The organism is Acidobacteriota bacterium (assembly GCA_040756905.1).
Taxonomy (GTDB): Bacteria; Acidobacteriota; Aminicenantia; order JBFLYD01; family JBFLYD01; genus JBFLYD01.
Genome location: JBFLYD010000043.1, coordinates 124055 through 139100 on the forward strand (window position 1 = coordinate 124055; position 15046 = coordinate 139100).

11 protein-coding genes are annotated in these 15046 nt (G+C 35.7%); 5 read left to right on the forward strand and 6 right to left on the reverse strand.

Annotated elements, in window-relative coordinates; translation table 11 throughout:
* Window positions 1-4: 4 nt before the first annotated feature.
* From AB1410_07290 to AB1410_07315, 6 genes are all read right to left on the reverse strand, one after another.
* Window positions 5-1423 carry an NADH-quinone oxidoreductase subunit N gene (locus AB1410_07290; GenBank protein ID MEW6456496.1) on the reverse strand — a complete coding sequence of 473 codons (1419 nt, stop codon included), beginning with the start codon at window positions 1421-1423 and terminating at the stop codon, window positions 5-7.
* A gap of 7 nt (window positions 1424-1430) precedes the next feature.
* A complete protein-coding gene (locus AB1410_07295; GenBank protein ID MEW6456497.1) occupies window positions 1431-2969 on the reverse strand; it encodes an NADH-quinone oxidoreductase subunit M in 1539 nt (512 codons plus the stop codon).
* A complete protein-coding gene (gene nuoL, locus AB1410_07300; GenBank protein MEW6456498.1) occupies window positions 2969-4867 on the reverse strand; it encodes an NADH-quinone oxidoreductase subunit L in 1899 nt (632 codons plus the stop codon). Before nuoL ends, AB1410_07295 begins: the two co-directional genes overlap by 1 nt.
* On the reverse strand, window positions 4864-5169 hold the full coding sequence (gene nuoK / locus AB1410_07305) for an NADH-quinone oxidoreductase subunit NuoK (GenBank protein ID MEW6456499.1): 306 nt from the start codon (window positions 5167-5169) through the stop codon (window positions 4864-4866). The genes nuoL and nuoK overlap by 4 nt, the downstream gene beginning before the upstream one ends.
* On the reverse strand, window positions 5166-5729 hold the full coding sequence (locus AB1410_07310; protein ID MEW6456500.1) for an NADH-quinone oxidoreductase subunit J: 564 nt from the start codon (window positions 5727-5729) through the stop codon (window positions 5166-5168). The genes nuoK and AB1410_07310 overlap by 4 nt, the downstream gene beginning before the upstream one ends.
* A gap of 128 nt (window positions 5730-5857) precedes the next feature.
* Entirely contained in the window at window positions 5858-8995 is a 3138-nt protein-coding gene (locus AB1410_07315; GenBank protein ID MEW6456501.1) for a BamA/TamA family outer membrane protein, read from the reverse strand.
* A 375-nt stretch (window positions 8996-9370) separates the two neighbouring features.
* On the opposite strand from AB1410_07315, the gene AB1410_07320 reads away from it, so the two are divergent.
* The 5 genes from AB1410_07320 to AB1410_07340 all read left to right on the forward strand — a co-directional run bounded on the left by AB1410_07320 (window position 9371) and on the right by AB1410_07340 (window position 15025).
* Window positions 9371-10558 carry a citrate/2-methylcitrate synthase gene (locus AB1410_07320; GenBank protein ID MEW6456502.1) on the forward strand — a complete coding sequence of 396 codons (1188 nt, stop codon included), beginning with the start codon at window positions 9371-9373 and terminating at the stop codon, window positions 10556-10558.
* Window positions 10559-10852: 294 nt separating this feature from the next.
* On the forward strand, window positions 10853-12043 hold the full coding sequence (locus tag AB1410_07325) for a type II secretion system F family protein (protein ID MEW6456503.1): 1191 nt from the start codon (window positions 10853-10855) through the stop codon (window positions 12041-12043).
* Entirely contained in the window at window positions 12040-13578 is a 1539-nt protein-coding gene (locus AB1410_07330; GenBank protein MEW6456504.1) for a GspE/PulE family protein, read from the forward strand. The genes AB1410_07325 and AB1410_07330 overlap by 4 nt, the downstream gene beginning before the upstream one ends.
* Window positions 13578-14486: a hypothetical protein gene (locus tag AB1410_07335; GenBank protein ID MEW6456505.1), complete on the forward strand. Its 909-nt coding sequence runs from the start codon at window positions 13578-13580 to the stop codon at window positions 14484-14486. The genes AB1410_07330 and AB1410_07335 overlap by 1 nt, the downstream gene beginning before the upstream one ends.
* Complete coding sequence (locus AB1410_07340) at window positions 14486-15025, forward strand: hypothetical protein (GenBank protein MEW6456506.1); 540 nt, start codon at window positions 14486-14488, stop codon at window positions 15023-15025. Before AB1410_07335 ends, AB1410_07340 begins: the two co-directional genes overlap by 1 nt.
* Window positions 15026-15046: the final 21 nt, after the last annotated feature.

The following is a 15046-nucleotide window of genomic DNA, read 5'->3' on the forward strand; positions in this document are numbered from 1 at the left end:
ATTTTTATAGAATTATAGCTTTCTGAATCCAGTAAAGAATCCTTCCTGGAAAAATTCCAAGCTGAAGGACTCCGAGGGCGCATAAAAATAGGGTGAGGATTAATGGTGGGTTTTCAAGCTCAATGTGAATTTCTCTTATCTCTTCCTTCATATACATAAATACAATAACTCTTAAATAATAATAAACTGATATCAGAGTTGTAATTATCGCAATTATGACAAGAATTATATAATCATTTCTAACTGCAGAAGAAAATAAATAAAATTTTGCTAAAAATCCTCCTGTAGGAGGAAATCCTGCAAGGGATAGGAGAAACAAAGAGAAAAAACCCCCAATCCAGGGATATCTGTAGCCAATTCCGCATAAATCCTCAAGTTCACAATATTCTTTCTTTTTTCCAGTTAGCGAAATTAAAGATGCAAAAGCTCCCACGTTCATGAAAAGGTATGCTAAAAGGTAAAATAGAAGAGACCAATCTCCTTTTGCTTTAAGGTTCATTATACCAACTAAGATATATCCTGAATGAGCTATACTTGAATAAGCGAGCATTCTCTTCAAATTACTCTGTCTTAATGCAGCTATGTTGCCCCATATCATTGTAACTGAGGAAATAACCCATAGAGTATCCAAAATAAATTTTTGATCGAGTTCAAAAGAAAACTTGGTAAAGATTCTTAAAAGCACAGCAAATCCCGCAATCTTTGGAGAAACTGAAAGAAAAGTTGTTACTGGTGTTGGAGCTCCTTCGAAAACATCAGGAGCCCAAGAATGGAATGGGACAAGGGTTAATTTAAACCCGAATCCAACAAGTACTAATCCAAAGCCAATAAGAAAATATGGAGCTAAATTAATCGAACTGAAAATTACTGATATTTTTGTTGATTTTATAATCCCGTAAAGAAGCACGATACCCATAATTATAAAAGCGGATGAAAATGCTCCGAGCATAAAAAATTTTGTTCCTGCTTCAGCGGACCTTTCATCCTCTCTTCTGATATTTGAAAGAGTGTAGCTTCCAATTGCTAAAATCTCAAGTCCTAAAAGAATCACTATCAGGTCATCTGATGAGACCATCAGCATCATTCCCAGAAGAGAAATCACCAATATGGAATAATATTCTCCGAAATTTATCTCCTGGTAGGTTAAATACTTAATTGATACAAATATTACAAAAAGGAGTGAATAGAACAGCAAACAAAATGAAAAAAGAGAAAAATTATCAAGTAAAATCCCTTTCTCAAAAAAAGAAACATTTTTATTCCATAATGTATAAACAATAACTATCCCTGCCATTATAAGGAGTGCAATCGATACATATCCCAGAAATTCTTTTTTATCATCTTTTATGAAAACATCTAAAAGAAGCAAAACAAAAGATAAAATTAATACATAGATGAAAGGAGATAATGCAAGTATGTTCATTTGCTGATTAATTCATGTTTATAAATTTGATTTTTTTACTTAAATCTTCTACCACAATCTTTTCATGATATTTTATGTCATTTAGGATTTTAGATATTGTATTCTCTGTCCTTTTCAGGATGAAATTGGGATAGATTCCCATCCAGAATATGAAGAAAATTATGGGCAAAAAATAAAAAAGTTCTCTCAAATTCAAATCTTTAAAATTAAAAAATCTTTCATTTTTAATTTTTCCCTGCATTACTCTTTGAAAGGCCCAGAGAAGATATGCAACTGATAGAATAATCCCGGTAGCTCCTAAAGCTGTCCAGACTACATTTACTTTAAATACTCCAATCAATATTAAAAATTCTCCTATGAACCCGTTTAACCCAGGAAGACCTATAGAAGACAGCATTATTATTACAAAAATTGCTGAAAACAAAGGTAGTTGTTTTGAAAGACCTCCAAATTCATCTATTATTCTTGTATGAGCTTTCTCATAAAGAAACCCAACTACCAAAAAAAGACCTCCTGTACTTATTCCATGGCTCAACATTTGATAAATAGCTCCTTCAACCGACTCTCTGTTTAGGCTTAGAAGTCCAAGCATAACCATTCCCATGTGGCTAACTGAAGAATAAGCTACGAGTCTTTTTACATCCTTCTGAGCAAGAGCCATTAAACCTCCATATATGATTCCCACTAAACTTAAAAGAACAATGTAAGATCTGCATATCATTAAAGCATCTGGAAATAAAGTAAAGGCAAATCTTATAAATCCATATGCTCCCATCTTTAATAAAACACCTGCTAACAGAACAGAACCAGCAGTTGGAGCCTCAGTATGAGCATCAGGAAGCCATGTATGAAATGGAAACAATGGAACCTTAATCGCAAAAGATATAGAGAAACCAAGAAATAACCATATTTGAACTGAAGGGCTTAATATCAACCTTGATAAATCCTGAAAATCAAGAGAAAAACTTCCTGTTGCTTTATAGTAAATAGAATAAAGGACAAAAAATGAAACGAGCATTAAAAGACTTCCTAACATGGTGAATAATATAAACTTTATTGTTACATAAATTTTTCTCCCTGTTCCCCAGATTCCTATGAGAAAATACATGGGAATCAGGGTGACCTCCCAGAATACATAAAAAAGAAATAAATTCAGAGATACAAATACCCCAATCATACCTGTTGAAAGTAAAAGCATGAATACGTTAAATTCTTTAACTCTATCTTCTATAGCTGTCCATGAACAAAGAAAAGAAATGGGCATCAGGAAAGTAGTAAGTAACACAAGAAAGAGACTCAGCCCATCGATTCCCATCGTATAATTTATTCCCATTCCTATCCATGAGTATTCTTCCTGAAACTGAAAACTGGATAACCCAGGATTAAAATTTATGTATAGTTTTAAAGATACTATAAAATTTAAAAGAGAAATTGCAAAAGAAAAATATCTTATTAAATTTTCTCTATTTCGGTTTATAAATATAAGAATTAATGCTCCTGCTAAAGGCAAAAAAGTTATCAAGCTTAAAATTGGAATTTTTTCCATCAATACATAAGCCAGAAACTCAAAATTGAAATCATACCCAGAAGAATTAAAAATCCATAATCGCGGAAATAACCTGATTGAAACCCACTCAAAATTTTGCTGAATTTATCAGTGGTTGAAGCAGAATGGTCAACAGTCCAATCTATCGCTCCTAAATCAAACTTTTCCCACAGAGCCCTTGATCCAGAAACAATCGGATTCACAAAAATAAAATTGTAAATCTCATCAACAAAATACTTATTGTAAAGGAGGTTGTATGTTCTTCTGAATCTCTGGGAGAGTATCTCTGGGAGGTTTCTTTTCTTTATGTAAAAGAGCCATGAGATAAGTATTCCAGTTAGTGCTGCTAAGGAGGAAAGAGTCATGAGGAGGAACTCTCCCTGATGGGAGAGGGAGTGGTGAGTGTTTTTCAGCTTTATAACTGGTGAGAGAAACTCTTCAAACCAGTTTCTCCCTCCAAGTGTCTCTGGAAGACCAAGATATCCTCCTATGAGGGAGAGAAAAGAGAGGATGAGGAGGGGATAAGTCATGACAGGAGGAGATTCATGGGGATGGGAATCATTTCTTTTTTCTCCGTAGAATACTAAAAATATGAGTCTAAACATGTAGAAGGAGGTGAGGGAGGCTGTTATAAGAGCAAGGATGTAGAGAGAGAGGTTTCCACTTTGATAAACTCTTAGGAGTATTTCATCTTTTGAGAAAAAACCAGATAGACCAGGGACACCGGATATGGAAAGGGCTCCTATGAGAAATGATGGAAATGTGAGTGGAAGGTATCTCTTCATTCCTCCCATCCTCTCAATATTCATTTCACCAGAAAGGGAGTGAATCACTGAGCCAGCAGAGAGAAAAAGGAGTGATTTGAAGAATGCATGGGTTACAAGGTGAAACATTCCAGAGGAGAAAGAGGCAACACCACATCCTAAAAACATATAACCTATCTGGGAGATTGTGGAATAGGCGAGGATTCTCTTTATGTCATTTTGAACCAGTGCCATTGTGGCAGAGTAAAGGGCAGTTACACCACCTACAACTGCAACAACTAAAAGAGAGACTTCAGAGAATGTAAAAAGAGAATTCATTCTTGAAACCATGTAAACTCCTGCAACAACCATTGTGGCTGCATGAATGAGTGCAGAGACAGGAGTTGGTCCTTCCATGGCATCTGGTAACCAGACATAGAGGGGAATCTGGGCTGATTTTCCTACAGCCCCACAGAAAAGAAGAAGGGATATTGTGATGGATACTCCTTTTCCTATCTCTCCAGAGAGAATCTCTTTCTCTATCTGAAGAAACTCCAGAGAACCAAAGGTGAAGTATGTGAGAAGAATTCCCAGAAGGAAACCAAAATCCCCTATTCTTGTAACTATGAATGCTTTTTTTCCTGCATTTGAGGCAGAATCTTTCTCATACCAGAATCCAATGAGGAGGTAAGAGCATAGTCCAACTCCTTCCCATCCTACAAACATCAATGCTAAGTTTGAGGAGAGGACAAGAATTAACATAGAGAAGGTGAAAAGGTTTAAATAGGTGAAATACCTTCCGTATCCTCTATCCTCTCCCATATATCCAATGGAGTATATGTGAATGAGTAATCCTACTCCTGTGACAACAAGGCACATCACTGCTGAGAGGGGGTCGAATTGGAAGGATATAGGGGCTTGAAAGTCTCCTGCTTTGATCCATGTGTATAAGACTTTAATAACAGGATATTTATCTACAGGGATTTTTAAAATCAAAACCAAGGAGACGAGAGAAAAAATAAAAGATAAAAAAACTGAAACACATGCTATATAAGATACATAGATTTTTTTTAAATATCTATTAAAAATAGCCAGGAAAATTGTAGAAAGACCAGGAAAAACAGGAATTATCCAGAAAATATTCTCTAAATTCATCCTTTCAGTAAGTTAACATCCTCATCAGCCCTGATTCCCTTTTTAACTCGAGAAAGATTGAGGATAATAGCAAGTCCTATGACTGCTTCTGCCGCTGCAATTGTTATTATAAATAATGCGATCACCTGCCCTCGGGGAATTGAATTATATCTTGAAAAAGAGAGTAAACAGAGGTTTGAAGCATTTAACATTATTTCAATAGCCATTAATATAGCGATCAAATCTTTTTTTAAAAAAAACATGATTATTCCCAAAGAAAAAAGTAAAAAACTCACAAAAATGAAATAGGACAAAGGGATCATATTTTTTTCTTCGAAAGAATAATTCCTCCAATCAGAGCAACAATTATTAAAATTGAGGTGATTTCAAAAGGATAGAGGAAATCCTTAAAAAGAAATTCTCCTATTAGATCAACATTTCCATATTGGTTTCCTTCAATTTCTGGCCGGGGAAAGATAAGAGATGCCACTGGAATCGATAACAAAATAAAGAAAGATATGGCAAGAATAATAGAAAGCTTATTTGTAAACCTTAGCTTTATTTCTTCTTTTTTTCTTATATCAATCAACATTATTGCAAATATAAACAATATCATTATCGCTCCAGCATAGATAATTATCTGAATTACAGAGAGAAAAGGAGATGAAAGCAATGCATAAAACCCGGCTATTCCGAGAAAAGAAAGGACTAAGAGGAGTGCGTTGTATAAAGTATTATTTATAAATATAATTGCTATGATTGATCCGATTGAAATAAATGAAAATAAAAAAAATAATATATAGTTCATCAATTGATAGTGAATTATATTAATTGAACTTCCCAGTGTCAAGGAAAGTGCCTGTAAATTTTCTTGAAAAAGCATAAGTAGCATAATATTTATTCAATTAACAGAAAGGAAGACCCAGATTAAAGCTTACAGGCCATTAAAAATTACCTGTGCTGATAGTATTGAGATTTTTCTCCAGCTAAAAATAAAATTTATATCTTTATTTAAAATCCAGGTGTGAAGGTGAACTGGAAGTACCAGCCTTTATAGGGCCTGCTGAACGGTTTAACATAATCAAGGCCGAGAATTAGAAAACCAAAGAGATTGGTTCGCAAGCCAATACCTATGCTCGAGACCGGTTTCCTCTCTCCGCCCAAAAACCAGGCTTTCTCGCTTTCATCCCAGGCTAATCCCCAATCATAAAAGGCAAGGAATTCAAGCGGGAACGCCCCATAAAATCCTTTTCCTATACCTAAAACTCGAAAAAGAGGGAATCGAAGCTCTGCATTAGCGACTATCATTTTGCTACCGATCAGTCGATTGAAATTAAAGCTATCTGTATTAGAAGCGAATTCACTCACACTAAAAGAGTCTGAGTTATACCCTCGAACCAATGTCTCATAGCCCAGGAATAATGGCCAGAGTCGTTCATCTTCTGCATCTCTGCCATAGCGACCATAATGGAGGAGGCGAAAGGCTAAAGTGAAAGGCTTAACTGGCATAAAATAACGACGATAATCGGCTAAAATTGAGTTGTAGGAAATAGAACCTATAACCGGAGAAAATTCTAAAATATAGCTCTGGCCAAGAATGGGACTGGTTGCACCGAAAAAGGAACTATCGTAGACTAAAGCTGAGCTTGCATAGCCAAAGTTGATACTCTCAGGTGCTGGTAAATCCATTACACTGTAGAAAATTTGAGTGCCGGTACGGCGGGAATAGGCCCGGGTATAAATCTCCATGTCAAAATCGATTAAGCGATAACCAGCAGCAAGCTCAAATCGGCGAACCTGGTTAAAAGGATAAGAGACAAATCCTGAAAGATCATAGTTTGACTGTCTGAAAATATACTCCTGCTCAATATCTGCCCACTGACCTTGGACTTTTCCAATTGAATAATCATATCCTCCAGTGACATAAGGGATACGCTGGACTACTGCTCCCCAATTCAAGCGAGATTTTACATTCTGATAGCCAACAAGAGCAGCACTGTCCTTAATCCTGGTACTTGCTAGAAGCATCGTTGCCACAGTATGATACCCGAGCATATCGCTCCAGAAGAGCGTTAAGCCACCTCCGCCAAGAACACCGTAACGATCAATTCCGACAGCCATTTGAGGAGTGCTGACGTAATCCAGGCTCAATTTTGGTTTATAATCTTCTATCTGGAAAGTGGCCTCCTTGGGCAGACCCAGATTTGGATTCTTTAAAAGGCTGAACACCTCTCCTTCAGGTTGTTTTCTAGGGGGGAGAACAGAGGGATTGATCTGGTCAAATTGGGCTAAGGATGGATTGCCTGCCAATGCCTCTGAGGAATCTATGGTAAAGATACTGTATTTTCCATCGTCATAGGCAGAATAAGCAAGACGGCCAGTTTGCTGTGCTACTGAAATGGCAGGACTCAAAGCTGTAATACCGCTTACTCCAGTGTATAAATTAGTCACCTGGGAGATTTTTTCACTTACAATGTCAAGCTTATAAATATTTGAAATCCCATTCTGGTCCGAAACAAAATAGATACTCCTTGAATCCTTAGACCATTGAGGATTTATATTTTTGGCTGGGCGGAAACCCTGTATTCTTTTTATTTCACCTGATTCTGGACTTAGCAAAGCGATCTCGTAATTTCCGATGCTCAAGATGGAAAGGTCTGTGGTGAAACGATCGGTGATAAAGGCAATTTGGCTACCATCAGGAGACCAGGCTGGATGAAGGTCAGCAAAGGGGTCATCGGTAATTTTCTGCAATTCGCTACTTTTGAGGTTGTAGATGTAGATATCTGATAGTCCCCCTGTTAAGGCTGTAAAAGCAATGCGACTTCCATCAGGCGACCAGGTCGGGTTCATGATCTCTCCGAGATTGGCAAAAGGAATTTCCTCTTCAATCTTTCCTTCATTGACATTATAGAATGAAAGGACTGGTTTTCCTTTGCCCACTGCCCCAAAGACAAACCTCTTTCCCTCGATATCCCATGAGCCTGCCGATCCTATGAATTGTATGCTTTCAAAGCGAGGATCGAGAGATGTCTTGGTGATTCTTCGGCTAACTTTCCCTGTCAAAGCATCAGCCAGGTACATGTCCACAGAGAAGAAATCTCTTGTGGAAAGAAAAATTATTTCTTTTCCATTGGGACTCAAAGAAGGGGAGATATTCAATGAACCTTCTTCAGTTCCCTTAATTAAAAGTCTGCTTGAAGCATCAACTTTCTGGGTCGTTTGAAAAGATGTGGAATGGGCTTTTTTTGTTGCCATCGAGTATTCACCAGGAGGTGTTAAGGGCAGAACAAAAGTCGTTTGTAAAAGTGGAGAATAGGCATTTTCTGTCGCTTCCTGCCAGTCTGTGGAGAGTTTTTTTAAAGGTACACCCAGAATCCTCTGCAGCACAACTTCATAATCTCCAAACCTGCCGACAGCGCTCATGATTTTGGATACCATTACGTCTCCCCATCTTCCAGTAATATAGGCCCAGAGCGCCTGTCCATAGCGATATGGAAAATAGCGTGGATCTTCGAGTTTGGCAATCTGGGGAATATTTTTTCTTTGGCTTGCATCCCTCATCCACATTGCTGTGTTGGGATCAGCGGGGCCCAGAGAAAGATATTCTGCCAGCCCTTCAATAAACCAAAGAGGCAGGCGAAGAGCAGTAGGAGCTTGACGAGCACCTCCTGGATTTCCCTGGGAAGTGATGTCAAACTGGAAAGCGTGGACTAACTCATGGCCGATGACATGGTCAATCTCAGCCAAAGAAACCCCAAAGGGAAGAACAATCCGGCGCTTGAAGGTCTCGGTAACACCGCCCGTGCCTTCGCCGATTACGCCGGGAATGGCAGTGGTCTGTTGGAAATGGGTTGCACTGGAGTATAGAATAAGCGGTTGACGGCCTTTTAGCTGATATTTGAGGATTCGGGAAAGGCGGGCATACCAGCGCTCGGAAAGTCGGGCGGCAATCTCTGCAGCCTGTTGTTCTTCAGGATAAAAGTATATGTCAAAATGCTTTGTTTTCATAATCTTAAAGTCAAAGTGCTCATACTGGACTTTATTCCGGCCAAAATACTGAGCATATAATGGAAAAGTAGCAATTTCCCAGGCCAGAGACAAAAACAAAAGGAAAGGAAATGATCTAAATTTTAATCTAAAACTCATTGCTTACCTCCAACATCTTTTTTCCATTGATTTTTATGCAAAAATCATACCATTATTCTATCATTGAAAATACTGAATGTATATAATTCAAGATGTCCATTTTTTAAGACAGATGGCCAAAAATGTGTCGCCACTGAAGAATCTTTTGCACCAATTCCAGACTGATAAGTCTTTCTTGGATAAGCAGAGAAAAGACCTTTCTCTTTGCGTCATCAAGACATTCTTATTGACATGCCCATAAATAATAATTATATTTAAAAAGGAAATTGGAATGAAAAATATGAGAGTGGACTTGAGTATAATTATAAATGAAAATTTATTTTATTTTATACATAAATTTTTTAATAAAAAAATTAATAAAGGAGGATAGCAATAATGACACAAGAAAAATCTGAAGTATCAAAATTTGCAGCCGAAGCTGGTAGAAAAGTTGAGTATGCCAAAGGCTTGGAAGGAGTCATACTTACTGAATCATCCCTAAGTTTTGTTGATGGATTGGCAGGAAAACTTATCTATCGAGGTGTTCCCATCCAAGAACTTGCGGAATATTCCACTTTTGAAGAAACCACTTATTTTCTGATGTTTGGCGAATTCCCGAAAAAAGATGAGCTTGAAAAATTTGACCAAAAATTGAAACAAAATCGAATTCTCCCTCCTGAACTCTTAAATATGATTAAAATGTTTCCAAAGACAGCTCATCCGATGGAAGCTTTAAGAACCGGAGTTTCTATCCTTGGAATGCTTGATACTAACAAAGAAGATATTTCAAGAGAAACAAATATTGAAAGAGCAATCCAATTAATCGCTAAATTCGCTACAATCGTTGCAGCATTTAATAGGCACAGAAATGGTAAAGATTTCGTAGCGCCAAACCTGAATTTCAATCATGCAAAAAACTTTCTTTACATGTTAAGAGGAAAGGAGCCTTCAGAACTTGAGGCAAAAGCTATGGATGTCGGATTTATATTGCATGCAGACCACGAAATGAACGCATCCACATTAAGCTGCCGAGTCGTAGTTTCTTCTCTATCAGATATATATTCAGCTGTAACTGCTGGAGTTGGAAGCTTGAAAGGACCTCTTCATGGTGGAGCGAATGAAGAAGTAATGAAAATGTTAGGAGAAATTGGTGGAGTTGATAAGACCGAGGCTTGGATAAAAGATGCCCTTTCAAACAAAAAGAAGATAAGCGGTTTTGGACATAGAGTATATAAATACTACGACCCGAGAGCAGCCATTTTGAAAAGTTATGCAGAAAAATTTGCTGAAGTCCGAAAAGATATGAAAGAATGGTTGGAAATGGCAAAACTCATAGAGAAAATAATGATAGAAACTCTTGGAGAAGCAAAGGGAATCTACCCAAATGTTGATTTCTACTCAGGTTTGATTTACAGCGCGATGGATATTCCGATGGATCTATTTACTCCAATATTTGCAATCTCAAGAATAACTGGCTGGACATGCCAGATACTCGAGCAATTAGTTGACAATCGAATCTATCGACCAAGAGCCATATACATAGGATCAATTGACGCTCATTATGTCCCGATGGATAAAAGATAATTTAATTTTACAAGTTTTAGTTTAAAACGAGCTTCATAAATTAAATTTATTTAAAAAACATAAGATTGATTATTTTTTCTCTGTATAGTATAGAAGAGACCTCTTAAAAAGCTCCAGATGCAAGGCGCAGTGAAGCTTTGAGTGAAGGAGTACTTCCTGTACGTTGGAGCGATAAAGCTGAGACTGCAACGAAGCAGATGGACTATTTCAGAGGTCTCTTCAGGTTATATTGACAAAAGAGGGGTAATCCTATATTCTCAAAAATAGATTTATATGCCAAATTATGTATGCAGAATGCTTGATGATAAAGGAAATGAAATAGTTCAATCATTCCTTGGTGAAAACGAATTAGAGGTAAAGAATTACTTTGAAATGAGGGGTTATTTTTTATTAAAGATAAAAAAAGACTGGAGCTATTCTTTATCAAGACCGAGTATTTCCCTTTCACGAAAAATTAAACCACTGGATTTTATAATTTTCAATCAAGAATTTCTGGCTCTTATAAAATCAGGAATCCCAATATTGAAGGCTATTGAGATCTCAATGGAGAAAATGAAAAATCTTAAACTCAAAGAAATACTTTTCCAAGTAAAAGAGGACCTTAAAAAAGGAAAATCTTTATCAGAAGCGTTTTCAAAATGGGAGATTCACTTCTCTAAAATATACACTGCGTCACTTCTGGCTGGAGAAAGAACAGCAAACTTAGAAGAGACACTCAGAAGATTCATCGGATATTTAAAAGCGATTTCATTACTAAAACAAAAAATAAAAATGGCTCTTGCATACCCAGTAATTTTATTTATATTTTCTCTGATAATTCTTGCAGCCCTTCTTTCTTTTATTATTCCACGATTTTACTCTTTCTACAAGGATTTTGAGGCGAGTCTTCCTTTTATAACCAATCTCTTAATATCGATCGCGCTTTTCATGAAAAAAAGCATTTTATACATTTTTATTTTAATTATTATCATTGGAATTTTTCTTTCTCGGATGGTAAAGAAAGAAAAATGGATGCTCTTCTTTCATAAATTTTTTGTAAAATCACCATATATCTCAGGCTTTATAATAAGGAATACAATATCTATCTACTGCAGAACATTAAGCCTTCTTCTGCAGGGAGGAATTCCACTTGTATCTGCTGCTGAGACAGCATCAAAAACAATCCGGAGTTTATATCTCAAAAAAAAATTAGAGAAAATTCCAGAATACATAAAGGGAGGAGAAAGCCTCTCAAACTCTCTTGAAAAAACAGACATATTTCCTCCAATTTCAATTGAAATGATAAGAGTTGGAGAATCTACTGCTTCCCTTAATTCGATGTTAAATGATGTGGCTGTCTTTTATGAAGATAGGAATGAATCTGCATACTCTTCTCTTGTTTCTCTCGTTGAGCCAGTAGTAATTATATTCATGGGAATTTTAATAGCCGGAATTCTTCTTTCTGTTTATGTTCCATTATTTAATATAATCAGGATAGTGAGATGATGAAGGATAAAATTGATATCCTCTCAGCTCCGATAAACGGAGAGTTGCTAAAATTGTTTCCTGTTGATTTTCTCTATAGGTACAATTTTATTCCATTCAAAGAAGAAGATGGAATTTTAAGTATTGCTATCGGTGATCCTTCAAATATCACAGCGATTGATGAGATTGAGTTTGTATCAAGAAAAAAATTGAAAATTTTCGCTGCGCCTCCCCATCAAATTCTTGAAGCATTGAGAAGAAGCCAAATCTCAGATGAACTCCTAAAAGAAGCCACAGAAGGATTCATTGTCCAGATTATTGAAAAAGAAGGCGAAGAAGAACAGGAAATTTCAGTTGAGAAGCTGGTTGAAGGCGATAAGTCAATAATAAAATTGATTAATTCGATAATATTTTCAGCTGTTCAAAAAAGAGCTTCTGATATTCATGTAGAATCAAAAGAAAAAAATGTTTTGATAAAATACCGAATTGACGGAGTGCTCTATCCTGCAATGGAACCGATCGATAAAAAATTTCAGTCTTCCATAATCTCGAGAGTAAAAGTTATGTCAGAACTTGACATCTCCGAAAAAAGGGTCCCTCAGGATGGAAGGTTCAGGCTAAAAATTAAGGATAGAACGATCGATTTTAGAGTTTCGATAATGCCCTCGATTTGGGGAGAAGATGCTGTTATAAGAATACTCGACAAGGAGATGATTACTGAAGCACTCACAGAATTAAAGCTTGACCATTTGGGCTTTTCAGATGAAGTCCTAAAAAAATTTAAAAAGTATATAACCCAACCTTACGGAATGGTTCTCGTAACAGGACCCACTGGCTCTGGAAAAACAACAACCCTTTATGCGGCTTTGAATGAAATTAAATCTCCTGAGGATAAGATAATAACCATAGAAGACCCGGTTGAATATCAAATTCAGGGGATAACTCAGATTCCGGTAAATGAAAAAAAGGGGCTGACATTTGCAAGGGGATTGAGGTCAATCCTGCGACATGATCCGGATAAAATCATGGTAGGAGAAATAAGGGACCCGGAAACAGCTCAGATTGCAATTCAATCTGCTCTGACAGGGCATCTTGTTTTTACCACAGTTCACGCAAACAATGTTTTCGATGTTATCGGAAGATTCATCCACATGGGAGTTGACCCGTATAGTTTTGTATCCTCCCTCAATTGTATCTTAGCTCAGCGTCTCGTAAGAGTCTTATGTGAAAAATGTAAATTGAAAGTGGTTTATAGTGAAGAAGAAATAAAAAGTTCAGGAATAAATTATTCTTTAAGTCAGGAAGCAAATTTTTATGAACCCAATGGATGTAGATACTGTAATCATACAGGTTACAAAGGGAGAACAGCCATTGCTGAAATCCTCGAGCTTTCTGATAGAATAAGAGAAATGATTCTTGAAAGAAAGCCTACCTCAGAAATAAAAAAAGTTGCTCAATCAGAAGGGATGGTACCCTTACGAGAATCTGGCATTGAAAAAGTTATAAAAGGAATCACAAGCCTTAAGGAATTGAATAAAGTAACATTTGTAGAATAATGAAATTATTCTTAGAAGGATTAAAAAATTTTTTTCTCCGATCTTACTTTCCAGCGGTAAATATTCAAATAACATCAAAATACATTTCTGGGATGGAGAGAGAATTAAAAACAGGAAAAATAAAAAATAATTTCTACAGAAAAATTGAAGAAGGAATAATAAATGAAGACTGGAAAGACAGAAATATTCTTGATGAAAAAAAACTAAAGGATGTATTATCCATTGAATTGAACAAATTCAAAAAAGAGCCATGCATTTCATTGTTAATCCCTGAAAGCTCATCTAAAGTATTCATATTTTCATCTAACTCATTTCCAAGAGAAAAAAGGGAGGCGATTGAATTTGTTAAATGGAAAATAAAAAGATCTGTTCCAATTGATAAAAACTTAAGAATCTCGTATGACATTTTCAAAAATGGAAATGGAATTTATAACATCTTAGCTCTTGCAATTAATGAAAATGTAATATCAGAATGGGAAATATTCTTCAACTCCATGGGAAAAAAAATTTCTTACGTAAATATTCCAACATTTACATTATACAATTGCTTAAAGAATGAGAGAAACTTGCTTTTGGTAAATCGAGATTTAAGCTACACATCATTCTTTGCCATGGCTAATAATAAACCGATAATTTACAGGATAAAAAATGAACCCCTGATTGATGAAGGATTCTCCAGTGAAATAACTTCAACTATAAAATGGATTGAGGAAAGGGAAAATAAAGTCATGGAAAGCATATGGATTAGAGATATGGCTGGAAAGAATAATATCAAAATCCAACAGGAAAATTACAAAGATAAAATCAAATATTTTAAAAATATTTCTGAATCAGACTTTGAAAAAATCCCGAATGATTTGTCTGAAATATTAAGACCTCTAATGGGAATTCCCCTCTGGAGAGAATAGTGGAAATAAAGATAAATTTAGCTTCAAATCCTCCAAGAAATAAAAAACTTTTCTTAACAATCAGCACAATTCTTATTTTTGCAGTATCTTATTTAATGTCAAACAATTTATTTAACTATTATAAAACATCAAAAAATAAAAAGGCTCTTATTCAGGAAATCGAAAATATTAACAAACAAATTAAAAATATGGAGAAAGAAAACGCTGAATTTAACGCATCCCTAAAAAAATTTCAAAGCATTTATGGTAAAAAGATTGAAATAATAAATAAAATAATTGAAAATAAAGCTTTTTCATGGATCTCAATTTTTTCCTTACTTGAAAAATATCTGCCCCCTTCTTCCTATCTTCTTTCCCTTTCTCCAAGAATGGGTGATAAAAAAATTTTAGATACAAGTATTGTATTTCAGGACTTAAGAACATATTTGAATTTTGTAGAAAACATCAAAAAAGAACCAAAGGTAGAAAATATTTCAATACTCGAAGAGAAAAAAAGTGAAGGCAGGCTTTTAATATCATCATCAATAGTACTAAAATAAAAAATGATAATAACAGATAGA